Source organism: Nocardioides kribbensis (assembly GCF_015070375.1).
GTDB lineage: Bacteria > Actinomycetota > Actinomycetes > Propionibacteriales > Nocardioidaceae > Nocardioides > Nocardioides kribbensis.
Window position 1 is genome coordinate 139,294 of record NZ_JADCLL010000009.1, and the last position, 26,354, is coordinate 165,647.

Genomic DNA, 26,354 nt, shown 5'->3' on the forward strand with positions numbered 1-26,354 from the left:
GGCGGGGGCGCCATGCGTCAGACTGCGGGCGTGACCGTCCTGACGGCCGCGGGGGGCACCGTCGAGGCTGCTTCCTCGCTGCCCGCCGCGCTGCCCTCCTCCTCCCGTCGTGCGCCCCTGGTGGTCGCGGCGGTGGTGCCGGCGGTGGTCGGGCTGCTGTTCCTCAACGCCGACCTGCTGCTGGGTCCCCACCCCGCCTTCCTGCCGGCCTTCCTCACCCTGGTGCTGGCCTGCGACCTGCTGACGGCGGTGCTGCTGGTCGAGCAGTACCGCGCCGGCGGCGGGCCCCGCGTGCTGGCGCTCAGCGCCGCCTACGTCTGGTCGGCCGCGATCGTCGTGCCCCACGCCCTGGTCTTCGGCGGGCTCTTCACCCCCACCGGGCTCCTCGGCGCCTCCCCCAGCAGCGCGCCCTGGCTGTGGGCGGCCTGGCACACGGGGCTGCCGGTGCTGGTCGGGCTGGCCCTGGCGCCCTGGCCGGCCGGGCTGGAGGCTCGCCTCGGCAGCCTCGAGCACCGCGGCCGCCGGCTGCTGCTGACCCACGGCGCCGTCCTGGCCGCGGCCGTCGGGACCACCGCGCTGGTGACCGCGGGCGCCGACCGGATCCCCACGATCATCGTCGACGGCGACTACACCGTGCTCACCGAGCGCTTCGGCCCGTGGATCGTGGCGCTCTGCCTGCTCTCGCTCGGCGCGGCCCTGGTCGGCGTCCTGGGGCGCCGCGACGCCCAGGGCATCGAGGCGTGGGCGATCGTCGCCGTGGTCGCCACCACCGGCGACGCCACCCTCACCCTCTTCTCCGAGTCGCGCTTCACCGTGGGGTGGTACGGCGCACGAGCCCTGGCCCTCACCGCCGCGACCGTCGTGCTGCTCGCCATGCTGCGCGAGGTCACCGCGCTGCACCGCCAGGTGCTGCGCGACTCGGTGCGCCTGGAGACCACCAACCGCCAGCTCCTCGACGCCCAGAACCTGCGCGAGCACATGGTCGCCGTGGTCACCCACGACATGCGCACCCCGCTGACCGGGCTGCAGGGCTACCTCGAGCTGCTCTCCGAGGCCGGGGGCGACCTCGGCGAGGAACGGCAGGCCACCATGATCGACCGCAGCCGCATGCTCACCCGCCGGCTGACGCTCATGACCGAGGACATGCTCGCGGTGGCCACCACCGACCGGGCCGTGGTCGCCCTGGAGCCGGCGACGCTGCTGCTCGCCGCGGAGCTGCAGGCGTGCGCCGAGGTCTTCCCCGACCTCGACCTGCGCCTGGAGTGCGAGCCCGGGCTCCGGGTGCAGGCCGACCCGCTGCGCCTCCAGCAGGTGCTGGTCAACCTGGTCGGCAACGCCCAGGCCTACGGCGCCGAGCCGGTCGTCCTGGCCGCCCGCCCGCTCCCCGGGCCGCCCGCCGCCCCGGGTCCCGCCCTGGTCGAGCTGGCCGTCTCCGACGCGGGGGCCGGGGTGCCGGCCGACTTCGTGCCGCGGCTCTTCGAGTCCTACACCCGCGCCGAGGGCACCGGCCGCCGTGGGTCGGGCCTGGGCCTGTCGGTGGTGCGGGAGCTGGTCGAGGCCCACGGCGGACGGGTCTCCTACGACGCCGCCGCCAACGCCTTCCGCGTCGTGCTCCCCGCCCCGGCCGAGCTCAGCCTGGTCGAGCCGGTCGCGGCCGACCCCGTCGCCTGACGTACCGCTGGGTCCCCAGCTGTCCCACGCGTCACACCTGTCGGCCCCGACCCGCACCTGTCGGCCGACGCGTGGGCCGACAGGTGCGGGTTTCACCAGCCGGCTGGCGAAACCCGCGGACGCCCGCCGACCCCACCCGACGCCCTCAGTGCCCCGCGTCGGCCCACTTCTCCGACTGCGTCAGCGAGAAGAGGTACGCCAGGGCGGGCAGGACGACGGCGCCGGCGATGCCCACGGCGACGAGGAGGGCGGCCAGCGTGGCGGGGGCGCCGGCGGCGTCGGTGAGGGTGACCTCGTCGACGAGCAGCCAGGGGTACTGCCCGATCCCCCAGCCCGACACCACGGCGGCCACGGCGACGAGGGCGGTCAGCCGGGCCACGGAGTGGCGTCCGACCCAGAGCAGCCACAGGGTGGCGGCGCCGGCCGCGGCGGAGAGCAGCACCAGCGGCAGGGCGCGGCCGCTGAGGCCGGCCCACAGGGTCGGGGCGTCCTCGTGGAGCGGCACCAGGGCGGCGAAGACGACCAGCCCGGTGACCGCGCCGACGCCGAGGGTCCGGGCGCGCAACTGCGCGACCAGGTGCGTGCGACCGGCCCGCGCGGCGTCGGCGACCAGGAAGACCCCGGCGAGGAAGGCGCAGGTGCCGACGGCGATGGCCCCGCCGAAGAACGACGTGGCGGTCAGCCACGACCCCCACACGTCGCCGCGTCCCTCGGCCGGCACCCGCCCCGAGGCGATCGCGCCGGCGGCCGCGCCGAGGAAGAAGGGCGTGATCAGCGAGGAGGCGGCGAAGACCGCGCCGAAAAGCTGGGCCTGGCGCAGCGAGCCGGAGTACTTGCGGAACGCGAACGCGGCCCCGCGCAGCACGATGCCCAGCAGCGCGAAGAGCATGGGGAAGATCAGCGTGCTCATGGTGGAGGCGAAGGAGGCCGGGAAGCCGGTCCACCACACGACGAGCACGTAGATCAGCCACACGTGGTTGGCCTCCCACACCGGCCCGAGACTGTGGTCGACCTGGGTGCGCAGCTCCGCGCCGCGTCGGCTGCCGCCGGCGGTGAGGTCGTAGAAGCCCGACCCGAAGTCGGCCCCGCCGAGGAGGGCGTAGGCGATCACGCCGGTGAACAGCGCCGCGGCGACGGCCAGCTCGAGGCTCACGCGTCGGCCCCCTCGAGCGACTCGCGCTCCGGGCCGTAGGGGCTGGGCAGGTCCTCCTCGCCCTCGCGCCAGCGCCGGGCCATCGAGCGGAGCACGACCACGGCGCCGACGGTCATCGCGGTGTAGACGACGGTGGAGATGCCGAGCAGCCACCACAGGCCGGGGTTGTCACCGGCGGCCTCGGTGGTGCGCATGACGCCGTAGACGACCCAGGGCTGCCGGCCGACCTCGGTGGCGATCCAGCCCGCCTCGAGGGCGACGACGGCCAGGGGTCCGGCGAGCACGGCGCCGCGCAGGAACCAGCGGTTGCCGAGCAGGTCGTGCCCGCGCCAGCGGGCCAGCCAGAAGAGCACGACCGCGAGGGCCAGCAGGGTGCCGATGCCGACCATCGACTGGAAGGCCAGGTGGGTGATGTTGACCGGCGGCTGCTCGTCGACGGGGATGGTGTCGAGGCCCTGCACCGGCTCGGTGAAGGAGTTCCGCGCGATGAGCGAGCCGAGGTAGGGGATGTCGAGGGCGTAGCGGACCTCGCCGTCGACCAGCAGGCCGCCCAGGCGCAGTGGCGAGGGGCTCTCGGTCTCCAGGGCCAGCTCGAAGGCGGCCAGCTTGGCCGGCTGCGTCGAGGCGAGCCGGGAGCCGAGCAGGTGGCCGATGACCGGCTGGAGCAGCGCGGCGACGGTGGCGAAGACGAAGGGCACGGTGAAGCCGAGGCGGTGGTGGCGGTCGCGGCGACCGCGGAGCATCCCGGCGGCGTAGACCGCGCTGATCGCGAAGCCCGCGACCATGAAGGCCGCCACCCACATGTGGAGGAACTGCATCCACACGCCGTCGTTGAGGAAGGCCACCCAGGGCTGGACGTCGACGACCTCGCCGCCCTCGATGCGGAAGCCGGTGGGGTTGTTCATCCACCCGTTGACCGCGAGCACGCAGAAGGTGCCGACGACGCCGGTGATGCCCATCGGCACGAGCATCAGCAGGTGCTGCTTGGGCGGGATGCGTCCCCAGCCGTAGAGGTAGATGCCCAGGAAGATGGCCTCGAGGAAGAAGGCGAGGCCCTCGAAGGCGAAGGGCAGTCCGAGCACGTCGCCGAAGCGGCTCATCAGGCCCGGCCACAGCAGCCCGAACTCGAAGGACAGCACCGTGCCGGAGACCGCGCCGATCGCGAAGAGCACCGCGGAGACCTTCGACCAGCGCTTGGCCAGCACCAGCGCGTCGGGGTCGTCGCGGTAGATGCCGCGCCAGTGCATCGCGAAGATGATGGTGGGGAAGGCGACGCCGAAGCAGGCCAGCACGATGTGCCAGCCCAGCGACAGCGCCATCTGCTGCCGCGCCGGGAGCAGCCCGGCGGGGTCGTCGGTGACCAGGGACGTGAGGGCGAGGAGGGGCTCCACGCACTCGACGCTACGTCGGGGGGAGACCCCCTCCGAGGGTTTGTGAATTCATTCACGAAGTCGTGGGGGTGGCCCTCGACACACGGCCGTCACACGTTCTTCACGGCCTCCACCCCGCAAGGTGAAACGATTGGCGCGCAGGCTGGGGCAGCATCTACGGTCGGTCGGCCGTCTGGCACCAACCGGCCCGCGACAGGAAGAGGACAGCCGTGAACGCCCCCGAGCGATCCGACGACGCCCCCCGTCGCGACCCCGGCGTGCCCGCCGTCCGCCTGACCGACGTCGACACCACGCTGCTGACCCGGGTCGGCGCCGTGCGCTGCACGCTGCGGGTGAGCAACGACGACGTCACCCCCATCGTCGACCTCGCCGTCACCCACGAGAGCGAGGACGGCCTCGTCTGCGGCATGCTCGCGAAGGAGATGCCCGGCCGCAGCAGCCGCGAGTTCAGCGTGCTGATCCAGGTCGGCGAGCACGCCGAGCTCTCCCTGCCGCTCACCCTCGTCTTCACCGACGCCTACGGCGGCCACTGGGCCGCCACCAGCGAGGCCCCCGTCCGGTACGTCGGGCCCGCGGCCCCCGGCGACTGACGCCGGGCACCGGACCCGAGGGCCTTACAACGTAAGGCCTTCCGAAGGTAAAGACAATGGTCCGATCCGACCATTCAGACCGCAGCGTCCCGAGCGCCATGATCGACCGGTGCGGGCACCCGGCCCGCACCCACGGGGCCCCCCGCCACGCGCGCGTCGAGTCGCTCCGCTCCGGGGGGACGGGGCGACCGACGACCGGCCCGGGGTCGCCCTCGACGGGCGCGGCACCCGCCCGGGTGGGGGTCGTGCGAGACGTGGGGTCTCCCCCGCGTGGCGCACGACCTCCACCGAACCCGGCTCGCAGCGGCACCGGGCGCCGGCGCCCGCGGGCGACGGTCGCGCACCCGCGCGGGTGGCGCAGCGGGGCTACTGGCCGACGCGCCAGCGTCCGAGCAGCGTGCCGTGGTCCTCGAGCAGCAGGGTCAGGTCGAGCGGCTTGTCGATCGGCGCACCCTCGGTGATCCGGCCGTTGCTGCCGGCGACCAGGCGCGGCACGGTGGTGCCGGTGAGCTCGTCGACACAGCCCTGGAAGACCATGTCGCGCAGCAGGTGGGGCCCGCCCTCGCAGAGCTGGTTGCCCCAGCCGCGCTCGGCCAGGGTGGCCTTGAGCAGAGGCAGGTCGACCCGGTGGGAGCCGAGGGTCAGCACGTGCTCCTCGCCGAGGGTCGCGCGGGCCTTCTCGATGCCGTCGGAGCGCGAGCAGGTGGCGAGGTAGACCGAGCCGGCCGGCGCGCCCACCAACGAGGGCGGCACCTGCGCCTTGCGGCTGACCAGCACGATCGGGGTGTCGGTGGGGCGGTAGCCCTCGGCCTTGGCCGTGCCGGCGCCGACGATGATCACGTCGGCCAGCGAGCGCAGCGTGTCGAAGACCCGCTTGTCGGCGGCGTTGTTGATCGAGCCGCTCACCCCGGTGTCGCCGGTGGCGCTGCCGTCCACCGTGCTCACCATGTTGGCGCGCAGCCACGGCGTCGACGGCGCCGAGTAGAGCTCGCGCAGGTCGTCGTCGCTCACGTCAGGTCCGACGGTGTCGGGACCGATCAGGACTCGCATGTCCACCTCATCACCCAGTACTGCACGCCGAACGGGTCGGCGGCGAAGTCCACCTCTGCCCGCCAGGCCCCCTGTCCGCCCCCGAGGAGCCGGCCCAGCGTCACGAACCCGTCGGGGTTGCCGACCAGCAGCTGATCCGCGAGCTCGCGGTCCAAGCGTGTCAGGTGCTCCGCGTCGACCTGACGGAGGGCCCTCCCCAACGCCTCGTCGAAGCCCCGGGCCCGCTCGTCGAGGTGCCCCGGCGCCTTCTCCCCGCGCCGGGCCGACCCGTTGGCCACCACCACGTACGCCGCACCCTCGGGGTCGGCCGCAGGGTCGCTCGCGGGGTCGGCCGCGTTGCTCGCGGGGACGACGTCGGCAGCGACTCCCGCCGCCCCGAGCAGCGAGCGGGCGACCCGCTCGCCCTGCGCGTCGGCCACGAGCACGACCGACCCCGCGCCGGCGAGCGACCCGAGCGCCGCGACGCACGCCGCGCGGAGCTCCGCGACCGGGTCGGCGATCCCGGCGTACTCGGGGAGCAGCGCGAGCACCCCCGGCACCAGCACGACGGTCCTCGCACCACGCACGGCACTCACTGCAGCCCCCTGATCGCTCGGGCCGGGCGGCGACGCCCGAGCACGGTGTTGACCATGTCGACGGTCTGGCGCGTCTCCACGACCTGGTGCACGCGGTAGATCCGCGCGCCGGCGGCGGCGCACAGCGCGGTGGCGGCCAGGGTGCCGACGAGTCGCTCGCCGACCGGGAGGTCGAGCGACTCCCCCACGAAGTCCTTGTTCGAGAGCGACACCAGCACCGGGCGACCGGTGTCGACCATCTCGCCGATGCGCCGGGTGACCTCGAGGGAGTGGAAGGTGTTCTTGCCGAAGTCGTGGGCGGGGTCGATGACCACGCTGCGGGGGTCGACGCCGGCGGCGACGGCGCGGTCGGCGTAGGCCATGGTGTCGGCGATCGCGGAGGCGACGACGTCGTCGTACTCCACCCGGAAGGGGCGGGTGCGCGGCGTCGCGCCGCCGGTGTGGGTGCAGATCACCGCGGCGCCGGCCTCGGCGGCGGCGTCGACGAGCTCGGGGTCGGCCCCGCCCCAGGCGTCGTTGAGCACGTCGGCGCCGGCCTCGCAGACCGCCCGGCCGACCTCGGCGCGCCAGGTGTCGACGGAGATGACGAGGTCGGGGTGCTCCGCGCGCACCTGCGCGACGAAGTCGACGACGCGCGCCTTCTCCTCGGCGGCGTCGATCTCGACGCCGGGGGCGGCCTTGATGCCGCCGATGTCGACGATCTCGGCGCCGTCGGCCACGACCTGCGCGACGCGCGCGAGCGCCTTGTCCTCGGCCCAGGTGGCGCCCTTGTCGAAGAAGGAGTCGGGGGTGCGGTTGACGATGGCCATCATCAGCATGGCGTCGTCGTCGAACTCACGACGGCCGAGCTTGAGCGTCACAGGAGGTCCTTCGCGGGTGGTCGTTCGATGATCGGTACGTCGCGCTCGACGGGGCTGATGCGCCCGCCGTCGGGACGGTACTGCCGCAGCCGCACTGCTCCCTCCCCCCTCCGGCCCGACTCCTCGGCGTCTCCCCCGGTGGTCGAGTAGCCAGCGCCGGTGGGCGTCTCGACACCCCCACGCCGCTGCTCGACGGCCGCGAGGATCTGCACGGCCATGGCCCCCAGGTCGAGCAGCGCCTGGTGGCGGTGCGCGCGCCGCCCGAGGTCGACCTGGGCGATCGCGCCGGCGCCCCGCAGCCGGCAGGTGTCGATGAGGGCGGCCAGCTCCACGGCGTAGCCGGTCGGCACCGACAGCGACGCGAAGAGCTCACGGCGGATCGCCCACTCCCCCGCCAGGGGCTGCACGAGCCCGGCGAGCGCGGGGTGCTCGAGGGCGATGACCGGGCGGGCGACGAGCTCGGTGACCCGCCCGCCGTCGAGCGCGCCGAGCCCCTCGGGGCCCTCGCCGGTGCCGGGCCGCTCGTAGAAGCCCTTCACCAGCCCGACCTCGGGCCGGGTCAACAGCGGACCGAGCAGACCGGGCACGAAGTGGGTGTCCCAGTCGACGAGGTCGGCGTCCATGAAGACCAGCACGTCGCCGGTGGTCACGAAGAGCGACTTCCACATCGCCTCGCCCTTGCCGGGGTGGCTGCCCAGCTCGGGGCGCACCTCCGCGGAGCGGTGCACCACGGCGCCGGCGTCGGTGGCGACCTCGTAGGTCGCGTCGGTGGAGTCGGAGTCGATGACGACGATCTCGTCGAGCAGCGCGACGGTCTCCACGAGCGCCTCGCGCACCCGGGTGACGACGTCGCCGACGGTGGCGGCCTCGTTGCGGGCCGGCACGACGAGGCTGACCCGCAGCCCGCTCGCGGCCTTGGCGGCCAGCAGGTCGTCGAGCGACCAGTCGGCCCACACGTAGGTCGCCGGTGCCGAGCCGGCTGCGGGGGCGGAGGCAGCCGAGTGCGTCACGTGGCGAGCGTAGCCAGCGACCCGGCGCACCCACCCACCGGACGACGACCGGGCGACCCGCCGGTCGGCTCGCGCCACATGGTCATGAATGACCATCTCGTCGTCCGACCGGTGCGCTGCGTCTCACGACGCCGCGCGGGTCGCCCGGCTCTGCGAGGCTGGTGTCATGCCCCCCCGCCCCCGCCGTCGCCCGAGCGACCGGACGACACGCGCCCGCCTGGCGTCCGTCCTGGCGCTCTGCCTCGTGGCCGTGGGGTCCACCGGCACACTGCCGCCGGCCGCCGCCCACGAAGGTTCAGCCGACCCCGCGCACGCCTACTACGGGATCCTGGGCGCCAACGCGCTCGACCTCACCACGCTGACCGGGACCGGCGTGACCGCGGTCTCGCTCGAGGTCGGCTGGGACCGGCTGGAGCCGCAGCGGGGCCGCGTCGACCCGGTCTACGCCGCCCAGGTCGCCGGTCGCGCCGAGCAGATCCGCGCGGCAGGCCTCGACGTCATCCTCGACGCCGGCCTGCAGTACCCGCCGTCCTGGGTGTTCGACGTCGGCGGCGACACCCGCTTCGTCAACCAGTACGGCGACGTCTGGCAGGGCCAGGTCGGTGCTCGGGTGCCCGACGCCGTCTTCAACCCGAGGGTGCGACGGGCCCAGAACCGCTACCTCCACCGGCTGTCGGCGGTGCTCGACGACGGGCCCATCGCCGCGATCCGCGTCGGGGGGCTCTGGTACAACGAGCTCCACTACCCCCCTGCCACCGTCGGCGACCACCGCAACAGCCTGTGGGCCTTCAGTCCCACGGCCCAGGCCCAGTCACCCGTGCCCGGCTACCGACCCGGGCAGGGCACGACGGAGGAGACGGCCGCCTTCCTGACGTGGTACCTCGAGGAGATCAACGACTACGGGATGTGGCAGCTGCGGCACTACCGCAGGGCCTTCGGGTGGAGGCCCACCCTCCAGCTGCTGCTCCCGGGGTGGGGAGTGCGCCCCGGCGACGTCGACAAGGCCGTGGCGGGCGGCCTGCGCGGTGCCACCCGTGGCGAGCTGACCGGCGCCCTCAACGAGGGCCTCGACTGGGCCGGTCTGCTGCCTCGCGTGGCCACCGTGCGCGGGCACAACGAGGCCTACACCACCTGGGTCGACGCTGCCGACCAGGGCACCGACCCGGTCTACGAGAGCCCGGTGCGGCACCTGGTGCGACTCGCGGAACCCCTGGGCCTGCCGGTCGCCGGCGAGAACACCGGCACCAACTCCCCCGAGGAGATGCAGCGCTCGGTCGACCGGGTGCACGAGCTGGGCCTCACCGGCCTGGTGTGGATGAACGCAGCCCAGCTCCAGGACGGTCGGTGGGCGACCCTGGACGACTACCGGCGCCTTCTGGCCCCCTGACCAGCGGACCGCCTGCGCCGCTAGCGCCGCCGGTCAGCGCGGCGGTGGAGCGCAGGGCGGAGGCCAGCAGGGGCTCCACCCGCTCGGCGAAGGCCGTCGTCATGTGGACGGCGTCCGACCGCACGGGCACACCGTCCACGAAGCTCGGGCACTGGTCCCGGAAGCAGAACCACGGCGCCGAGTTGATCCACGTGCCGCCCAGGTCGGCGGCCATCGCCTGCTCGGAGCGGGCCCGGCTGACCCACGAGTCGCTCACCTGACCGACGCAGTCGACGGGCGAGGACAGCCGGGTGTAGCACTCCTCGATGTCGGTCCCGCCGGGCGGCGGGGCGAGGACCACCACGGCGGCTCCCGCGGCGGCCGCGGGGGCGAGCAGCTGCTCCACGCCCCGCGCCCACCCGCTGTCGCTCACCGAGTCGCCGGTGCCCAGCACGTCGGGTGTCTCCGAGGAGTTGGACACGACCACCACGTCGGGGTCGAGGTCGGCGATGGTGGCGAGGGCTGCGTCGCGTCGCGTCGCGCAGTCGTCGACGGCCTCGCTGCTGCTGCCGACCGGCAGCGGCACGAAGGGACAGCCGAACGTGCCCAGGCTGACCAGGTCCCACGACCCGCGGGCCCCGAGCACCTCGCGCAGAGGGGCGACGTAGGTCAGCGAGACGGAGTCGCCCACGACCACCGCGGTCCTCCGGGCGGCCGGCGACCCCCACGTGCACGCCTCGAGGTCGACGGACTCCGTGCTCACCCCGCAGGCGACCACGTCGTCCGGCGCCTGGGCGCTCCCGATCGCCTGCTCCATGCTCGGATCGAGCACCGGCCAGTCGGTTGTCTCCAGCGCCGCCAGCACCTTCTCCTGCCAGCGCGTCTCCGCCGCGGTCAGCGGAGCGACCGTCGTGGCCGCGGGAGCCGCTGCGGTCAGGTCGACCTCGGGCTGGGCGGCCGTGGGCCGCAGGGCGAGGCCGGCGAGCAGGGCGGTCACCGTGACGGCGCCGAGACTGGCGACCAGCAGCCGGTAGCGGGGTGTGAGCACGCCCGAGGTGGCCGCTCGCCCGGAGGACCGCTGTCGCGAGCGACGCAGCGGGGTCTCCACCAGCTCGTAGGAGTAGTAGGCGGCGACCAGCATGGCGAGCGCCGCCCCGGCGCGGGTCACCGTGGTCTCCGCGACGACCGCGAACCCGAGGACGATGACCGGGAAGTGCCACAGGTAGAGGGAGTAGGAGCGGTCGCCCAGCCAGGTGGCGACGCGGTTGCGCAGCAGCCACGGACCGTCGGCGTGCTCGGGCACCCCGGCGAGCACCACCAGGGCGGTGGCCGCGACAGGGGCGGCCGCCCAGGGGCCGGGGAACGCCAGGTCGGAGCCGACCAGCAGCAGCGAGGCCACGATGCCCGTCAGCCCGACCCACGACAGCACGCGAGCCGGGACGGGGCGGATCCGGCGCAGCACCGGGACGCCGGCCGCGAGACCCGCCCCGACGGCCAGCTCCCAGGCACGGGAGAAGGTGGAGAAGTAGGCCACCGTGGGGGCGACGGCCGACTCGTGCACCGCCCACGCGAACGACGCGAGTGCGAGCAGGGCGGCCGTCGCCCCCACGACCACACGCTGGGCGCCCCGGACGCCCGCGCGCGAGGTCAGGGCCGCGAGGGCGACCAGGAGCACCGGCCAGACGACGTAGTACTGCTCCTCGACGGCGAAGGACCAGTAGTGCTGCAGCGGCGACGGTGGGGCGTCGGCCCGGAAGTAGTCGGTGCCCTCGAGCCCGAAGCGCCAGTTGGCGGCGAAGGCCACGGCCCAGCCGGCGTCGGTGACGGTGGCCGCGAGCCGGGGGCCGGAGTAGATCAGCCACGACCCGAGGAGGGTGACGGCGAGCACGAGCCAGGCCGCCGGCAGCAGTCTGCGAGCACGTCGCTCGTAGAAGCCCCTCAGGGAGATGCGGCCGGTCGAAGCCCGCTCCCGCAGCAGCAGGTCGGTGATGAGGAAGCCGGAGAGCACGAAGAAGACGTCGACCCCGACGAAGCCGCCGGTGGGCCAGCCGAGGAGGTGGTCACCGACGACCGCCACGACCGCGAGGGCGCGGAGGCCCTGGATGTCGCGCCGGTGCTGGCTCCCTTCCGGGGCTGGCACGCCCGCGCTCACCTGCGCTCCGCCGGGTCGGGCCTGGACGCCGCGCCCGCTTGGGCCACGTCGAGGTAGACGGTCTCCTGCTCGCGCGCGATGGCGTCCCACTCGAAGCGACGGGCGAAGTCGCGCCCGTTGCTGGCGGCACGCGCCTTGAGACCAGGGTCGGCCCACGCGTCCGCGAGCGCCTCGCCGTAGGCCCCGGTGTCGAGCAGGTCGGGCACGAGTACGCCGCTCCCCTCGGGCACGACCTCGCGCAGGCAGGGGATGGCAAAGGCCACCACGGGGCTGCCACAGGCCAGCGCCTCTACCGCCACCATGCCGAAGGTCTCGTAGCGCGAGGGCATCGCGACGACCCGCGCCCCGGCGAGCAGCCGGAGCTTCTCCTCCCCCTCCACCCGGCCGAGCATCACCACGCTGTCAGCGATGCCGAGACGCTCGCAGAGCCGCTCCAGCCTGGCCCGGTCGGGACCGTCGCCGGCGATGACCAGGCGTCCGCCGACCCGGTGGGCGACGCCGGCCCAGGCTTCGCAGAGCAGGTCGAGCCCCTTCTGCGCGATCTCGAGGCGGCCGAGGTAGACCACGTCGCCGCTGTCGGGCTCGCGCACCTCGAAGGCCTCGGGCTCGACCCCGTTCGGCACGACGTCAACGCGCAGCGCGGGTGCGCGCGACCCGATCTGGTCGGCGAGATCGTGCGAGACGGCCACCGCTCGGCGGTGGGAGCGCAGCCCCAGGGACTCGAAGGCGAGGAACGGCAGGTGGTACTGCCGCGACTTGCCCGCTGCGTCCAGCCACTGCACCACCGCGAGCGTCGGGCGTCGGGTCCACCGCGGCGCCGAGACCGACCCGAGCGGCGCCGCGAACTCCTCCACGACGAGGTCGTGGTGCCGGGAGTGGCGCAGGAGGAACCACGGCAAGCAGGCGAAGTAGCTGAGCAGCGAGACCATGTAGCCGCGACCGATGCCGAGGTGGACGTGCCGTACGCCGTCCTCGACACGGTCCTCCGCGCCCGGGTAGCGGGCGGTGACCATCGTGATGTCGTGGTGCCGCGCGAGCCGTGCGTTGACGGCCCGGTTGCGCGCCGAGCCGCCCCCGCTCCCGGGGCGTCGATGGTCCTCGAACCCGAGGTGGAGCACGCGGAGCCTGCGGGAAGGGCTGTCGGCCGTCACTGCTGCCGCCCGACCGCCGACGGGCTCACGTCGATCCGTGCGGTCACGACGCCGGCGAGACGTTCATGGCCCGAGGCGCTCCAGTGCATGTGGTCGGCGAGGTAGTCGCCCCAGACATCGAGCTCCGGGGTGGGATCCACGAACTCGGCTCCGTGCTTCGCGGCTGCCCTGCGCAGCACAGTCGCGAGGTGAGAAGTGGTCGCAGGAGCAGAACGCTCAGGGCATTCGTGACCCCAGTCCGGGGGGTGCTGGACGCCCATGGTGATGCCGTGGCAGCGTGGAATAGTCGCAGATGCGACTACTCGGATCTTCTCAGGTAACTGCATTCCAGGGCGGTGATGGCTGACGCGCTGGTCCGTCATGAGTCGCCTCTCGATACGAGGATGGTGTGCAGGGAGGTGCCGAGGAGCGCCGCGGTGGCCAGCGGCACGGCCAGGAGCCAGACCCAGGTGGAGCCGGAGGCGTCGCCGCCTGCGAGGAACGCCGTGGCGAGCAGGGCGCCGGCGAGGTCCGACCGCCCGACACCTGCCCAGGGGCGCCACGACCGGGTGCGCACCGCGAGGTGGCACAGCAGTCCCACCATGACGACGGCCGCGGTGAGTGCCACGGCGTGGGCACCGCGCGTGGACGCCAGCACGAGGGCGACGGTCTGCAGCACGGCGGCCGCGAGCAGGACCAGGAGCGCAGTGCGGGAGCGCGCGCGGGCGAGGAGGCCCACCACGAGGAGGTTGACCACACCGGCAGCGACTCCCGTGACCCCGGTGATGCGCACCAGCGCGGACACCTCGCCAGCGGCTTCCCCGCCCACCACCGCGACCAGGTCGGTCGGCACGGTGAGGAAGGCGAGGAGGGCGAGGACTCCCAGTCGGGCGAAGAGGGCTACCCCCAGCCGCAGCTGCTCGGCATGAGCCTCGTCGGACCGAGCGGCGACGAGGGCGGGATAGATGGCTTGGCCGAGCGCGATGCTGAGGAAGAGCGGCGCGCGCCCGAGCAGCGCAGCGGCCTGGTAGGCGTACCCGTCCAGGTCCGACCAACCAGCCGCTGCCGCCACCACGGTGTCGACGCTCGACAGCATCGTCAGCAGCACCTGCACGACGCCGAGCACCAGGGCCGTGGACAACAGCTCGCGGGTGACGCCCCGACGGGGTCGTCGCAGCGGTAGGCCGGCACGGCACAGGACGACAGCCGCCAGCAGCAGCAGTGCGCTGGCTATCGGCATCCCGGCTACCGCGCCGATCGCCGATCCGCCGAGCGCGACCACCGCGACCAGACCGATCACGATCCGGCCCATGGCCTCGCCGATGCGCAGCAGAGCGATGGTCGACATGCGTTGCTGACCCTGGAGGAACCCGACCGGGGCTGCGAGCAGCGAGGTCGCCAGTGCTGCGCCGGCTGCGACGAGGGCGAGGCCGGGACCTCCGATGCCCAGGCAGATCACGAACGTCAGCGCCGCCAGCACGACACCCTGGACGGAGGCTGCGACCACGCCGAAGTGGAGTGCCTGTCGTCGGGCGTGCCCCGCACCCTCGCCCAGGGTCGAGGCGTGGGCCACCTCGCGGGCCACGACCCACGGCACCGCCGCCATGACCCCGGTCCCGATCACCAGGAGCACCGACTGCACGCCGACGAACTCGACGAACGCGGCCTGCGGCAGCAGCCTCGCCATGGAGAGGCTGAAGAGGTAGTTGCCGCCGCTGATGGCCACGACGGCCAGGGAGAGCCAGAGAGCCCCGCGGGCCCAGCCGCTCGACGCGGAGGGCGAGGAGGGTCCGGCGGTGTCCTCGACCGTCGAGCCGGTCATGACGACCCGCCCGTCAGGGGGCGCACGTCGAACAGCACGAGCCGGTCTCCGTCGCCCGCCGGCGCCTCGAAGACGACGTCCGCCTGCTTCTCCAGACGCGCCAGGACAGCCGGCCTGGCGAGGCCGTACCCCTCACGTACGAGCTTGGTCTGCACGAGGACGTAGTCGACGTCCTCGCGACGGAATTCGCGCACGGTCGACCACTCGCCCAGCTCGGCGTTCTCGACCAGGAACTGCGCGGTGCCCTCGGTGACCGCCATGCGGCTGCCGGCGGTGATGGCGTCGGCCTCCCAGTGCACGAAGGCCGCGTAGGCATCGACGTCGGTCGTGTGGGTGCGGTGCCACACCGACACGTCGAAGAGCACCGGCACGACCACGAGGACGGCGACCACGACGGGGGCGAGTCGGTGGCCGATGCCGGCGGCCCACGACCGGGCCCACAGGACGAGGGTCAGGACGCAGGGCGCCAGGGTGATGTAGTACATCTGCTCCTCGATCGAGCCGATGAACGTGGCGTAGACGAGGTAGCCGCAGGCAGCCAGGCTCCAGGCCGGCAGCACCACGGCCATCGGGTCCGGCCTCAGGGCGGCACGCTCGCTGGCGGCGACGAGCCGCCGCAGCAGCACGAGCGTGGCGATGCCGCCGAGCAGGAGGAGGCCGTAGGTCACCGCGAAGTCCTGGGCGTTGGCGGCGATGCGGGAGGTGAGCGTCACCTGGGTCGTCGGGGAGTTGAAGCCGGTCGGCTGCTCGGTGCCGACGAGCCGCGCGAGCCCCTCGGTCCGCGAGTCCCACCAGGTGGAGAAGCCGTACGACGAGGCCACCGCCAGGCTGCACGCCGCGTAGCCGGCGATGCTGCCGACCAGCACGGTCACCGTGGTCCGCCGGCGCACCGCCGCACCGAACCACAGGGCCAGCACGGCGAGGGCTCCGACCAGCACCATGCCGAAGGTCTCCTTGGTCGAGAGCGTCAGCCCGCCGAGGACGGCCGCGCCGGCGGTGGCCCACCGCTCGCGGGTCCGCTCGGTGGTGCGAGCAGCGGTGACCAGGAGCAGCAGGCACCCGAGGAGGAACAGCTGGGCGAAGGGCTCGATCAGCACCCTGCTGTCGAAGGAGATCTGGAAGGGGTCGACGGCGACCAGGCCACCCGCGACGAGGGCCGGGACCCGGCCCAGACCCACACGGCGGGCCAGGGCCCAGACCGCGACGACGACCAGGGCTCCGGCGGCCGCGCTCACGTGCCGCAGCGCCAGGATCGAGTCGATGGGGGCGAGGTCGGGGCCGAGGAGTCGCAGCGCACCACCGAGGACGAGGAAGGAGACCGGCGGGTGCAGGGTGAAGGGCTCGCCGTACAGCACGACCCCTGCACCGGTGGCCACGTTGTGCGCGAGCTCGCGGTAGGTGACCTCGTCGATGAAGACGTCGTAGGCACTCTCCACACGGAACCACCGCAGCGCGAGCGCGAGCACCAGCAGCCCCGCGGGGAGCAGCAGGTCGACGAGTCGTCCGGTCGGCCTCCTCCTCAGCGTCGCGGCAGCGCGCTGCGACCAGGCGTGCGTCCTCACCGGCGAGTCGGCCCGGTGGACCGGCTGCTCAGGGCGCGCGGACGTGGCCCGGTCCTCGGTCTGGGTCACGGATCAGCCGGCCAGGGGAGCCAGGTGGTCCCGCCGGCGAGCGACGCGGTACTCGATGCGTCCGTCGTCGACGATGCCGACGCGCCGCATCACGGCGGCGCTCGCGCTGGTGTCGGCGTTGGCGAGGAAGACCTCGACCCATCCCGGCCCGGTGCTGACCACGTCGCCGTGTCGCAGACGGGGCTGCCAGTCGACCGGCACCAGCTCGGCGGGCACCCGCACGACCGTCGAGACGTCTGACCCCGTACGACGCTCGGGGTGGGGCAGCGACAGGCGACGGGTCTCCTGCTCGACGGCCGACCAGATGCGCCCGGTCATCGCGCTCCAGGTGAAGTTCAGAGCCCAGCCGTGGCAGGCCGCGGCCAGGGCCGCCCGGTGTGCGGGGGCGGCGAGCTCGGCGAGCAGCGGCGCTGCCGCTTCCGCCAGCGGCTGGGCGTCGTCGATCAGCCAACCGTTGGTGCCGTGCTGGATGGAGTCACGCAGTCCCGGGCGGGCGTAGGCCACCACCGGGGTGCCGAGTGCGTTGGCCTCGATGACGGAGATGCCCCATCCCTCCCCCTCGGAGGCGTTGACGCACAGCCACGACGCTGCCACCACCTGGTCGCGCTCCTCGTTGCTGCAGTGGGGCCGGAAGGTGACGATGTCGTCGACGCCGAGGTCTGCGGCCAGGCGCTTCAGACCCTCCAGCTCGGTGCCCCCTCCCACCACGTCGAGGGTGATGTCGGGGACCGTCGCCCGAAGCGCGGCCACCGCCTCGATGGTCATGCCCGTGCGCTTGTGCGGCACGAGGCGACCGACGCTCACGACGGAGGGATGGTCCGTCTTGACCGGCGAGGAGGTCGCGAGGTCGAGACTCACCCGCCAGCCTGGCGGGACGATCTTCACCTCGCCGCGCAGCTGGAGGATCTCCCGCGCGCCCTGGCGGGTGGACGGGGACACGGCGATCACCGTCCTGGTGCCGTAGACGGCGCGCGAGACCGTGGACTCGAGGAAGCGGCCGACCGCGGCCACCGGCCGCGGGAAGTAGAGGGCGAACTGGTCCTGGTGCACGTGGTGCAGCAGGAGGAGGCACGGGGTCGAGCGCCGCACCGCGAGCGGGCTGAAGAACGGGATGCCGTTCTGGGAGTCGATCACGGCCCGCACGCTGCGACGGTGCAGGAGGAGCCACAGCAGCGCCCAGGCGTAGACGGTGAAGCGACCACCCCGCCGACGCACGGTGTAGCCGTGCACCTGCTCCTCGCGTGGCCGGCCTGCCACTGAGGAGGTCAGCAGCACCACGCGGTGTCCCCTTCGGGCGAGGTCCGCAGCGACCTCGTCGCACACCAGCTCCGCCCCACCCGCCTGCGGGTGGTCGAGGTCGCGCCAGTTGGCCACGACGACGTATCCGCTCGTGTCGTCACGCACGGGCCACCGCCTCGGTCTCGTTGAGCACCCGGCGCACGGTCATCAGGTCGCGGAAGGAGCGCCAGCCGTCGCTGACGACGTTGAACCGGCTACCAGCGTCGTTCGACCAGCTCACCGGCAGCTCGGCCACCACGGCATCGGTCCGCTGGATGCGGGCGATCAGCTCGACGTCGAAGGCGTAGCCCTGCAGGCGCATGGTGCCGAAGACCCGCCGGGCCAACGCGCCGTCGAGCATCTTGAATCCGCACTGGGTGTCGGGCATCGGGCCGACGATGGTCGTGGCCACGCGGTTGAAGGCCCGGCTACCGACCTGGCGCAACAGGCTCTGGGGCACCTCGATGCTCGCGCCGATGGCCCGCCGGCTCCCGATGACGGCGTCGTGACCACCGCGCACCATCTGCATCCCGTCCAGCAATGCACTCGGCGGCGTCGACAGGTCGGCGTCGCAGTAGGCGACGACGGCGGCCCTGGTCTCCAGCACACCGCGCCTGACAGCCGCGCCCTTGCCCCGCTCCGAGCAGCTGACCAGACGGAGGTCGAGCCGGTCGCGGAAGCGCTCCAGCACGTCGGCGGTCCCGTCGGTGCATCCGTTGTCGACGACGACCACGGACACGGAGAAGGGCGCGTCGGCCAGAGCCACGGCGATCTCGTCGAGGGTGGCGCCCAGGCGCAGCTCCTCGTTGAGCACCGGGATGACGACCTCGAGGTCGGCCACGGAGGAGGAGCGCAGTCCCGGACCGCGTCCGGATCGCCCCTCGTCAGGGCGCACTCGCCCAGCGGTGATGCTCATGTGATCCCCCCAGATCGATCTGAAGGATCCGCGCGGTGATGCCCGGTCGCTGCCCGGCCGCCTCGGATCCGTCCACAGGAGAACACGACTCGCAAAGCAAAGCCAGTCCGGACCGAGCCCTTCGCGCATCCTCCGATCGGCCGAGAATTTTCTAGTCCGACACGTGAGATGCATCATCGAACGCACGACATCGCGCCATCCTCGGGCGCTCCGGCCCCGCTCACGGGTGGCGTCGGCCGGGGCGTTCGTCACCCGTCTCAGGCCTCTGACCTGCGATGGAGGCCGGCCCGAGACCGGCGCACCGAGTGCGTCGGGGCCTCGCTCACCCCCGCGCACCGCCACTGCGACCCGCTCGACGCGCCGGTGAACGGGGCGTGACAGGCGGGCGCGGGAAACCTGGCGTTAACCAAAAGTCCACTACGTGATTTAACCGACGATTGCCATAGTCGATCGGACATTTGTACAGTCCATCCCGACCTGGGGTTCTGGTGCGGCACCGTCGCCGCCCCCCCGGTCCACTGATCGTCGCAACCGGGGGGAAAGACGATGTCACTCACTACTGCTGTGCCCACGCACGGCACGTCCACCACGCGCCGCGAGCGACGCCCGTGACGGCGCTCGTCGTCCTGGTCGTGGTCGTGGCCGTCGCGCTCACGACGATCTCCGCGGCCACCTTGTGGTGGATGATGCACGCCTGGGGCTCGCCCGAGGCCTACGAGTCCATCAACGCTCCGCGCACCGACCGGCCGGGGCTGTCCTTCAGCCTGATCATGCCGTGCCGCGACGAGAGCGAGCGCGTGATGGCGGAGACCGTCCGTCGCCTGCTGGCCCAGGACCATCCTGACTTCGAGGTCTTCATCAGTCTCGGCCACGACGACGAGGCGACCATCGAGGCGGCTCGGCGCATCGCGGCCCGTGACCCGCGCGTGCACATCGCGATCAACCACGACGAGCACAAGAACAAGCCGCGCCAGCTCAACAGCACCCTGCAGGAGTGCTCCGGTGACGTCGTCGGCATCATCGACGCGGAGTCGCTCACCGCTCCCGGCCTGCTGCGTCACGTCGACCACACCTTCCGACGCGAAGGCGCCGACGTCGTGCAGGGGGCCGTGCACCTCATGAACCTGCGCAGCCGGTGGTTCAGCCTGCGCAACTGCCTGGAGTACCGGATCTGGTTCCGCTCGCGCCTGCACGGTCACGCCGACAACGGCTTCGTGCCTCTGGGCGGCAACACCGTCTTCATCCGTCGCGCGCTGCTCGAGGAGGTCGGGGGCTGGGACGGCGACTGCCTCGCCGAGGACTGCGAGATCGGCGTCCGGCTCTCCGTGCTGGGCAAGAAGACCGTCTGCGTCTACGAGCCCGCCCTAGTCACGCAGGAGGAGACCCCCGACACCGTCGCCGCGTTCGTCAAGCAGCGCACGCGGTGGGCGCTCGGCTTCATGCAGGTCATGGCCAAGGGCGAGTGGCGCAAGCTCCCCACGCGCCGGCAGCGGGTCCGGGCGCTCTGGCTGCTGAGCCAGCAGTACACGGTGGCCTTCGCCGGGCTGGTGCTGCCCCTCGCGGTGGCTTCGGCCATCATCGGGGGCCTGCCGATCCTCGCCGTGCTGATCGCCTTCGCCCCGCTCGCGCCGGCCCTGATGACGATCGCCTTCGAGATCATCGTGCTCCACGAGTTCGGCCGCGACCTCCAGGTGCGCATCCGCGCCCTGGACTACGTGTGGCTCGTGGTCTCGACGCCGTTCTACCAGCTCCTGCTGGCCGCGGCCTCCCTGCGCGCTGTCGGCAAGTACTGGAGCGGCAACTTCTCCTGGGAGAAGACCAGCCACGTGGGTGCGCACCTCGAGGAGGTGGCGGCATGAGCCTCCTCGAAGGCCGCCACCTCGCCCCGGTGCCCACCGGCCCCGTGGCCCGCCCGTCCGACGCACCGGAGACGCCGGGCTCGCTCCGCCGTCGCGGCGGGCTCGGTCGCCGGCCGGGCCCAGCCGTCTGGGTCGGTCTCGCCGTGGCCCTGGTCGCCCTGGTCCACGTGGCCAACCTCAACGGGTGGCCGGCCTACTTCGACGACGAGGGCACCTACGTCGCTCAGGCCTGGGCCGTCTACCAGGGCGACCTGGCCCACTACACCTACTGGTACGACCACCCGCCGGCCGGCTGGCTGCAGCTGGCCTCGTTCCTCGGCCTGCCGACCCTCGTCGGCGTGGAGCCCAGCATCACCGTGGCGCGCTACGTCATGGTGCTCTACACCGTCGTGACCGCGCTACTGGTCTACCGCCTGGGCCGCAACCTCGGCCTCCGGCGCGGCTTCTCCCTGGGCGCGATGCTGCTGTGGGGACTCTCGCCGCTCGTGGTCTTCGAGGGACGCCAGGTCATGCTCGACAACCTGACGCTCCCCTGGGTCGTGGGGGCGATGGCCCTGGTCACCAGCCCGCGTCGCAACCTGTGGCAGTACGTCGGAGCCGGCGTCTGCTTCGGCGTCGCCGTGCTCACCAAGGAGACGGCCGTGCTCGCCGCACCGGCGCTCCTGGTCGGCCTGTGGGCCTACGCCTACCGACCCACGCGTGCCTTCGGCGTGGTCGGCGCGCTGATGGCGAGCGGTCTCGTCATCGGCCTGTACCCGCTCTACGCGCTCCTGAAGCTCGAGCTGTTCGCCGGCCCCGACCACGTGTCGGTCCAGGACGCCGTGCTGTTCCAGCTCGTCGACCGCGGCGGCTCCGGCAACTTCTGGCAGGTGGGGAGCGACGCCTACACCGTCCTCGACAGCTGGCTGTTCTACGACGAGCTCCTCCCGATCGGCGGCGTCGTCGCCGGCCTGGTGTGCCTGGCCGTGCCGCGGCTGCGCTGCGTCGGCGTCCTCGTGACCACGATGGCGGTCGTGGCGCTGCGACCCGGCGGCTACATGCCCGTCATGTACGTCATCGGCGTGCTGCCCTTCGCCGCCGTCGCGATCGCCGGGATCGCCGACCGCGCGACCACGGCGGTGGCCTCGCGCGGCCCGCGCCTGCGGCTGGCCGGGCGCGCCGGCCTGGTGGCAGCACTCCTCGCGGTCGTGGCCTGGACCGGCCCGACCCACGCCGACCGCATCGAGCTCGCTCTGACCGACGAGGGCACCGAGCCCTACGACTCGGCCGTCGCGTGGATGGACGCCAACCTCGAGCGCGACACCAGGATCGCCGCGAGCGACTCCTACTGGAGCACCCTGGTCAACCTCGGGTGGTCCTCCGACGGCTGGTCCGGCCCCATCTGGGCCTACAAGCTCGACGGTGACCCCATCGCCCGGAGGGCCAACCTGCCCGACGGGTGGCGCTCGGTCGACTACCTCGTGCTCGACCGCACCATCCTCGACTCCCGACTCACGCTGGAGTCCAAGCCCCAGCTCTCGCGGGCCATCCGTCACAGCGAGCCCGTGGCGGAGTGGGGCGAGCGCTCGACCCTGGTGCAGATCCGCAGGGTCGTCGACGGCCCGGCCCAGACCAAGCTCTACGACGTGTGGCGGAGGGCCCAGTGAGCACGATCGACCTCAAGGACGACCCCAGGATCGCGGCGTCGGTCGCGCCTCGACGCGACCAGGGTCCGGCGGTCCGTCCGACGACCTCGGTGGTCGTGCCGACCTACAACGAGCAGGACAACGTCGTGCCGCTCGTGCTGGCCCTGCAGGAGGTGCTCGGTCGCGACGGCCGGCACGAGGTGGTCTTCGTCGACGACTCCGACGACGCCACGCCCGACGTCGTCCGCGCCGTCTCCCGCGAGGTCGACCTGCCGGTCAGGCTGGTGCACCGCGCCGTGGGCCAGCGCCAGGGCGGGCTCGGGGGCGCGGTGATCGCGGGCATCCGGGCCAGCAGCGCCGAGACCGTGGTCGTCATGGACGGCGACCTGCAGCACCCGCCCGCCACGGTGCCTCTGCTCGTGGCGGCCCTCCGGGGCCACGACGTCGCCGTCGCGTCCCGCTACTGCGAGGACGGCGGTGCCGACGGGCTCGCCGGCGGGCTGCGCCACGCGGTCAGCCGGGCGTCGACGTGGTCCGCCAAGGCGCTGTTCCCCCGGCGACTGCGCGACTGCACCGACCCGATGACGGGGTTCTTCGCGGTGCGGCGCAGCGCGCTGGACGTGGACCGGCTCGAGCCCATGGGCTTCAAGATCCTGCTGGAGATCCTCGCGCGCCACCCTCTGCGGGTCACCGAGGTGCCCTTCGAGTTCGGCGAGCGCCACGCGGGTGAGTCGAAGGCCGACCTGCGCCAGGGGCTCCTCTTCGTGCGCCAGCTGCTCAACCTCAGGGCCGGTCGCATGGTGCGCTTCGGTCTGGTCGGACTCACGGGTCTCGCGGTCAACCTGGCGTGCATGGCGCTGCTGCTGGCCGTCGGTGTCCACTACCTGCCGGCGAGCGTGCTCGCCACCGAGGTCGCCATCGTCAGCAACTTCCTCCTGCAGGAGCGGTTCGTCTTCGGCGACCGACGCGGGTCCTCGTCGCGGCGACGCAGGGCGTGGCAGGCCGTGCTGTTCAACAACGTGGAGCAGCTGGTGCGCCTCCCCCTCCTCGTGCTCGCCGTCGGCGTTCTCGGCGCAGGCGAGCTCGCTTCGCAGGCGGGCCTGATCGTCCTGGCCTTCGCGGGGCGGTACGCCTTCATGAGCCGGGTGGTCTACCCCCAGCGGGCCTCAGGCGTCCTCGTCGTGCTGCGCCGGCGGTCCGGCCGGCGGCCGGTCGCCGCCCCGGTGGACGAGCTCGTCGGCTGACGTCCCCTGGCCGAGGGCCGGTCGGCGTACGACGGGCCGGCCCTCAGGCCGACGCGAAGACCGCGGTGGTGCCGGCGCGCTGCGACGTCCGCTCGAACGTGGCGCTCGCGCTCTCGATCACGATGCCGGCTCCCGACCTGGTGACATCGGCCCAGGTGCGCGCGAGCACCCCGAGGGCTGAGGCGTCGACGAAGGCCACGTCGGTGAGATCGAGCACGACCTGACGACAACCCGACGCCAGTGCGTCGCCGACGGCTCGTCGGATGGACGCAGCGGTGAACGCGTCGAGGTCACCGGCGTATCGCAGCGAGCAGAGGCCGGGCTGCGTCAGCAGGTGGGTGAGGATCACGGGGAGCACCTGACCGGCGCCGCGGCGCCAGGGTGGTCGAGCGACCCGGGGCGGGCCCGCCTTGGACGGCAGGACCACGAGGTGCCTCGGGACTCCCCTGACTTTACCCGCCAGGGCCGCAGACGACCTCCACCCGAACAGGCTGGCCCTTCCGGGCTATCGGACTGGGGGTGACGCGGCGGAGCACGTCACGCGACGTCGCCCAGCGGGGCCTCGACGTCCCCTGCGCCGGGCACGAGGGTGAGCCGACGGCGCGCACCCCCACGGCGTGCTGAGGAGAACGCACCCCGCAGGACCGCAGCGACAGCGATGCCCAGCGGGAGGGAGAGCGGGATCCAGGTCACGAGCAGGATCAGGACGGCGTTCACCCCCTCATCATCGAGGGCGGGACAGTCGGCCCGCTGCACACGAACGCGCCGGAGGGTCTAGTCCGTTGTGACTAGACCCTCCGGCGTTCGCCCGGCACTCCGAGCGCGATCATCCCTCAGCTCTCGTCGTGCCGCCCGTAGTCGTCCTCGAGGCGCACGATGTCGTCCTCGCCGGTGTAGCGGCCCATCTGGATCTCCACGATCTGCAGGAGGGTGTCCTCCTCGTTCATGATCCGGTGGGCCTGCCCGATCTCCACGTCGACGGTCTGACCCGGCCCGGCGATGATGGTCTCCCCGTCGATGACGCAGGTCGCCTTGCCGGTCACGACGAACCAGTGCTCCGCGCGGTGCTCGTGCGTCTGGTAGCTCAGCCGCGAATGCGGCTTGACGTCGATCCGCTTGACCTTGAAGCCCTCGTCCTCGTCCAGGACGTACCAGGCGCCCCAGGGCCGCTGCTCGAACTCAGATGCCATGTCTCTCGTCCCCCCGTGCTTGCCGTCGGAGCAAGCACCGACGGCGGCGGCCGTGGTGACCGCTCACAGTAAAGGGTAAGGGCAGCAGCACGCTCGGAACGACGCCGACATCGAAACTTCATCGGCCCGTCGTTCGGGGCCGGACTGAGGAGCCCGGACGGTCGCAGCGTCCGATCAGGCGACGTCCATGAGGGCACTGTCTCCGACTACGGGCACGGGCGCGAGTGAGCCGACCCGCACGCGTCCTCGCGGGCCTCGGAGCACGGCGGCCACGGCGAGGCCGAGCGGCACCGACAGCAGCATCCATCCGACGAGGAGGGCGAGGACGAGGTTCACACCACGATCATCGCGGCGTCCACAGACCACGCGCACGATGCGATCGGCGCGACCGCCCTAGTCATTTGTGACTAGGGCGAGCGTCGGTTCAGCTGTCGTGGGTCCAGAGCAGGACGCACCCCACCACGCCCATGCCCCAGATCGCCAGGACCGGGACGTCCCCGGTGTTCAGTCCGTGGGACTCGTCGAACGCCCAGAACGACTCCCCCGCCCACGGGCCGTGACCCGCGAGCAGCAGAAGCGCCAGGACGGTCAGGGCGAGGAAGAAACCGACCGCCAGAAGACGCCGCACCGGCACAGCGTAGAGGCCGGAGCGTCTCACCGCCTGGTCAACGAGAGCAGCGCAGGCCGCACGTCGGCGAGGTAGACCAGCGCCGCGATGAGGAAGATCAGGTTGAGGAACGAGATGGGCGAGCCCAGCAGGAGCACGTTGACCGCCACGCCGATGCCGAGGATCAGGCACCAGGCCGGCTTGGTCAGCTTGCCGGCCGCCTCGTAGGCCTCGCCGGAGAACATCAGCGCGTTGACGAAGGTGAAGATCTTCACCACGAGGATCACGAAGGCCACGACGAGGTAGAAGTTGAGCTCGAGCTCGGTCACGTTGGGCACGCCCCGAGCCTAGCCAACGACGCCCTGCCCACCGAACGACGAGACCCCCGGGCCAGCGGGCCCGGGGGTCTCGTCGTCGTGCGTGAGTCAGAACAGCATCAGCTGGTCGTCGTCGGGGTCTCTTCAGTCGCCGACCTTCTTGGCGGCCTCGGTGACGGCCTCGGTGGCGGCGGAGGCGGTCTTCTTGGCCGTGGTGGTGGTGGCCTTCGCGCTGCTCTGGGCGGGCGCCGAGGTCTTCTTGGCCGTGGTGGTCGTCTTCTTCGCGGCGGTCTTGGCCGTGGAGGTGGTCTTCTTGGCCGCGGTCTTGGCGGTGCTGCGGGTCGAGGCCGCAGCCTTCTTCGCGGTCTCGGCCGTGCTCTTGGCCGAGGTCTCGGCCTGCTTCGTGGTGGCTTCGGCCGACTTCTTGGCCTGGGTCGCGGTGGTCTTGGCGCGGGCCTTGGTCGACTTGGCCTGCTTCACCGTGGCCTGGGTCGAGTCCTGCTTGCGGATGCGCCCGACGAGGACCTCGCCGCGCTTGGCCAGGTCGGCGTAGGCCGAGGTGGCGGTGTCGACGTTCTCGTTGACGGCCGACTGCACGCGCGTGGGGAGCGCCTGGAGCTCGGCGACGCGGGCCTCGATGGCCTCGCGGCGGGCCTTGGCCTCGTCGGTGATGGTCTCGACGCGGTTGCTGACCGCGGTGGTGGCCTTGTCGCGCAGGGCGGCGGGCTTGAGGCCGTTGACCTTGGCGTGCACGTCCTTCTGCACGTCGGAGACCTTCTTCTGCACGTCGGCGACGTAGTCGCGGACCGCCTCGACGGCGAGGTCGGCCACGCCGGCACCCGCGTAGAGGCCCTTGGTCGCCTCGGTCTTGATGTCGAACTTGGCCTTCGCCATGTCTGTTTCCTCCTGTGGGGTCG

At 72.7% G+C, this 26,354-nt stretch carries 26 protein-coding genes; 6 read left to right on the forward strand and 20 right to left on the reverse strand.

From position 1 onward, the window contains the following. Window positions 1-30: 30 nt before the first annotated feature. Window positions 31-1,671, forward strand: a complete 1,641-nt coding sequence (locus IR170_RS17785) for a sensor histidine kinase (protein WP_193666255.1) — start codon at window positions 31-33, stop codon at window positions 1,669-1,671. A gap of 145 nt (window positions 1,672-1,816) precedes the next feature. Here IR170_RS17785 and IR170_RS17790 read toward each other — a convergent pair whose 3' ends face one another. Both IR170_RS17790 and IR170_RS17795 read right to left on the reverse strand, forming a co-directional pair. Then, window positions 1,817-2,824: a cytochrome d ubiquinol oxidase subunit II gene (locus IR170_RS17790; RefSeq protein ID WP_056863455.1), complete on the reverse strand. Its 1,008-nt coding sequence runs from the start codon at window positions 2,822-2,824 to the stop codon at window positions 1,817-1,819. After that, complete coding sequence (locus IR170_RS17795; RefSeq protein WP_319805148.1) at window positions 2,821-4,215, reverse strand: cytochrome ubiquinol oxidase subunit I; 1,395 nt, start codon at window positions 4,213-4,215, stop codon at window positions 2,821-2,823. Before IR170_RS17795 ends, IR170_RS17790 begins: the two co-directional genes overlap by 4 nt. Before the next feature lie 209 nt (window positions 4,216-4,424). Between IR170_RS17795 and IR170_RS17800 the strand changes: the two genes are divergently transcribed. Further along, complete coding sequence (locus IR170_RS17800) at window positions 4,425-4,805, forward strand: hypothetical protein (protein ID WP_193666256.1); 381 nt, start codon at window positions 4,425-4,427, stop codon at window positions 4,803-4,805. 366 nt (window positions 4,806-5,171) lie between these two features. On the opposite strand, the gene IR170_RS17805 is transcribed toward IR170_RS17800, so the two are convergent. Genes IR170_RS17805 through IR170_RS17820 form a run of 4 tightly spaced genes read right to left on the reverse strand, consistent with a single transcriptional unit; the run spans window position 5,172 to window position 8,300 of the window. Continuing rightward, a complete protein-coding gene (locus IR170_RS17805; RefSeq protein WP_193666257.1) occupies window positions 5,172-5,855 on the reverse strand; it encodes a dihydrofolate reductase family protein in 684 nt (227 codons plus the stop codon). Then, window positions 5,843-6,421, reverse strand: a complete 579-nt coding sequence (locus IR170_RS17810; RefSeq protein ID WP_193666258.1) for a class III extradiol ring-cleavage dioxygenase family protein — start codon at window positions 6,419-6,421, stop codon at window positions 5,843-5,845. Before IR170_RS17810 ends, IR170_RS17805 begins: the two co-directional genes overlap by 13 nt. 5 nt (window positions 6,422-6,426) lie before the next feature. After that, window positions 6,427-7,290: a dihydropteroate synthase gene (gene folP / locus IR170_RS17815; protein WP_228942672.1), complete on the reverse strand. Its 864-nt coding sequence runs from the start codon at window positions 7,288-7,290 to the stop codon at window positions 6,427-6,429. Then, complete coding sequence (locus tag IR170_RS17820) at window positions 7,287-8,300, reverse strand: glucosyl-3-phosphoglycerate synthase (protein WP_319805149.1); 1,014 nt, start codon at window positions 8,298-8,300, stop codon at window positions 7,287-7,289. The genes folP and IR170_RS17820 overlap by 4 nt, the downstream gene beginning before the upstream one ends. Before the next feature lie 166 nt (window positions 8,301-8,466). Here IR170_RS17820 and IR170_RS17825 point away from each other — a divergent pair, with 166 nt between their 5' ends. Further along, window positions 8,467-9,687 (forward strand): hypothetical protein, encoded by a 1,221-nt coding sequence (locus IR170_RS17825; RefSeq protein ID WP_193666260.1) that lies wholly within the window; start codon window positions 8,467-8,469, stop codon window positions 9,685-9,687. Here the strand turns inward: IR170_RS17825 and IR170_RS20465 are convergent. The 7 genes from IR170_RS20465 to IR170_RS17860 all read right to left on the reverse strand — a co-directional run bounded on the left by IR170_RS20465 (window position 9,599) and on the right by IR170_RS17860 (window position 18,595). Beyond that, window positions 9,599-11,806 carry an acyltransferase family protein gene (locus IR170_RS20465; protein ID WP_193666261.1) on the reverse strand — a complete coding sequence of 736 codons (2,208 nt, stop codon included), beginning with the start codon at window positions 11,804-11,806 and terminating at the stop codon, window positions 9,599-9,601. The genes IR170_RS17825 and IR170_RS20465 overlap by 89 nt on opposite strands. Before the next feature lie 8 nt (window positions 11,807-11,814). After that, complete coding sequence (locus IR170_RS20470; RefSeq protein WP_193666262.1) at window positions 11,815-12,936, reverse strand: glycosyltransferase family 4 protein; 1,122 nt, start codon at window positions 12,934-12,936, stop codon at window positions 11,815-11,817. A 29-nt stretch (window positions 12,937-12,965) separates the two neighbouring features. Next, the gene (locus IR170_RS17840; RefSeq protein ID WP_193666263.1) at window positions 12,966-13,109 is read right to left on the reverse strand and encodes a hypothetical protein; all 144 of its coding nucleotides are present in this window, start codon (window positions 13,107-13,109) and stop codon (window positions 12,966-12,968) included. A 218-nt stretch (window positions 13,110-13,327) separates the two neighbouring features. After that, complete coding sequence (locus IR170_RS17845) at window positions 13,328-14,770, reverse strand: oligosaccharide flippase family protein (RefSeq protein ID WP_193666264.1); 1,443 nt, start codon at window positions 14,768-14,770, stop codon at window positions 13,328-13,330. Next, on the reverse strand, window positions 14,767-16,332 hold the full coding sequence (locus IR170_RS17850) for a phospholipid carrier-dependent glycosyltransferase (protein WP_193666265.1): 1,566 nt from the start codon (window positions 16,330-16,332) through the stop codon (window positions 14,767-14,769). Before IR170_RS17850 ends, IR170_RS17845 begins: the two co-directional genes overlap by 4 nt. Window positions 16,333-16,404: 72 nt before the next feature. Beyond that, window positions 16,405-17,805 carry a glycosyltransferase family 4 protein gene (locus tag IR170_RS20475; protein ID WP_193666266.1) on the reverse strand — a complete coding sequence of 467 codons (1,401 nt, stop codon included), beginning with the start codon at window positions 17,803-17,805 and terminating at the stop codon, window positions 16,405-16,407. Continuing rightward, on the reverse strand, window positions 17,798-18,595 hold the full coding sequence (locus IR170_RS17860; protein ID WP_193666267.1) for a glycosyltransferase: 798 nt from the start codon (window positions 18,593-18,595) through the stop codon (window positions 17,798-17,800). The genes IR170_RS20475 and IR170_RS17860 overlap by 8 nt, the downstream gene beginning before the upstream one ends. Before the next feature lie 608 nt (window positions 18,596-19,203). On the opposite strand from IR170_RS17860, the gene IR170_RS17865 reads away from it, so the two are divergent. Genes IR170_RS17865 through IR170_RS20480 form a run of 3 tightly spaced genes read left to right on the forward strand, consistent with a single transcriptional unit; the run spans window position 19,204 to window position 23,323 of the window. Continuing rightward, entirely contained in the window at window positions 19,204-20,454 is a 1,251-nt protein-coding gene (locus IR170_RS17865; RefSeq protein ID WP_056863441.1) for a glycosyltransferase, read from the forward strand. After that, window positions 20,451-22,100 (forward strand): ArnT family glycosyltransferase, encoded by a 1,650-nt coding sequence (locus IR170_RS17870; protein ID WP_193666268.1) that lies wholly within the window; start codon window positions 20,451-20,453, stop codon window positions 22,098-22,100. The genes IR170_RS17865 and IR170_RS17870 overlap by 4 nt, the downstream gene beginning before the upstream one ends. Continuing rightward, entirely contained in the window at window positions 22,097-23,323 is a 1,227-nt protein-coding gene (locus IR170_RS20480) for a glycosyltransferase (RefSeq protein WP_319805150.1), read from the forward strand. Before IR170_RS17870 ends, IR170_RS20480 begins: the two co-directional genes overlap by 4 nt. A 43-nt stretch (window positions 23,324-23,366) precedes the next feature. Here the strand turns inward: IR170_RS20480 and IR170_RS17880 are convergent, their stop codons facing one another. From IR170_RS17880 to IR170_RS17910, 7 genes are all read right to left on the reverse strand, one after another. Further along, window positions 23,367-23,672, reverse strand: a complete 306-nt coding sequence (locus tag IR170_RS17880) for an STAS domain-containing protein (RefSeq protein WP_193666269.1) — start codon at window positions 23,670-23,672, stop codon at window positions 23,367-23,369. A 188-nt stretch (window positions 23,673-23,860) separates the two neighbouring features. Then, complete coding sequence (locus tag IR170_RS17885) at window positions 23,861-24,040, reverse strand: hypothetical protein (protein ID WP_193666270.1); 180 nt, start codon at window positions 24,038-24,040, stop codon at window positions 23,861-23,863. Window positions 24,041-24,156: 116 nt separating this feature from the next. Next, the gene (locus IR170_RS17890) at window positions 24,157-24,513 is read right to left on the reverse strand and encodes a phosphomannose isomerase type II C-terminal cupin domain (protein WP_193666271.1); all 357 of its coding nucleotides are present in this window, start codon (window positions 24,511-24,513) and stop codon (window positions 24,157-24,159) included. Window positions 24,514-24,687: 174 nt separating this feature from the next. Next, window positions 24,688-24,849, reverse strand: a complete 162-nt coding sequence (locus tag IR170_RS17895) for a hypothetical protein (protein WP_193666272.1) — start codon at window positions 24,847-24,849, stop codon at window positions 24,688-24,690. An 88-nt stretch (window positions 24,850-24,937) separates the two neighbouring features. Continuing rightward, on the reverse strand, window positions 24,938-25,141 hold the full coding sequence (locus tag IR170_RS17900; RefSeq protein WP_156697800.1) for a hypothetical protein: 204 nt from the start codon (window positions 25,139-25,141) through the stop codon (window positions 24,938-24,940). A 26-nt stretch (window positions 25,142-25,167) separates the two neighbouring features. Beyond that, a complete protein-coding gene (locus tag IR170_RS17905; RefSeq protein ID WP_056903389.1) occupies window positions 25,168-25,458 on the reverse strand; it encodes a DUF2516 family protein in 291 nt (96 codons plus the stop codon). A 123-nt stretch (window positions 25,459-25,581) separates the two neighbouring features. Next, the gene (locus IR170_RS17910; RefSeq protein ID WP_193666273.1) at window positions 25,582-26,331 is read right to left on the reverse strand and encodes a hypothetical protein; all 750 of its coding nucleotides are present in this window, start codon (window positions 26,329-26,331) and stop codon (window positions 25,582-25,584) included. Between the last annotated feature and the right edge of the window lie 23 nt (window positions 26,332-26,354).

Coding starts and splice junctions, on each gene's coding strand:
- IR170_RS17805 (WP_193666257.1), bottom strand. CDS start 5,855: ATGCGAGTCCTGATCGGTCCCGACACCGTCGGACCTGACGTGAGCGAC.
- IR170_RS17825 (WP_193666260.1), top strand. CDS start 8,467: ATGCCCCCCCGCCCCCGCCGTCGCCCGAGCGACCGGACGACACGCGCC.
- IR170_RS17845 (WP_193666264.1), bottom strand. CDS start 14,770: ATGACCGGCTCGACGGTCGAGGACACCGCCGGACCCTCCTCGCCCTCC.
- IR170_RS17860 (WP_193666267.1), bottom strand. CDS start 18,595: ATGAGCATCACCGCTGGGCGAGTGCGCCCTGACGAGGGGCGATCCGGA.
- IR170_RS17870 (WP_193666268.1), top strand. CDS start 20,451: ATGAGCCTCCTCGAAGGCCGCCACCTCGCCCCGGTGCCCACCGGCCCC.
- IR170_RS17890 (WP_193666271.1), bottom strand. CDS start 24,513: ATGGCATCTGAGTTCGAGCAGCGGCCCTGGGGCGCCTGGTACGTCCTG.
- IR170_RS17910 (WP_193666273.1), bottom strand. CDS start 26,331: ATGGCGAAGGCCAAGTTCGACATCAAGACCGAGGCGACCAAGGGCCTC.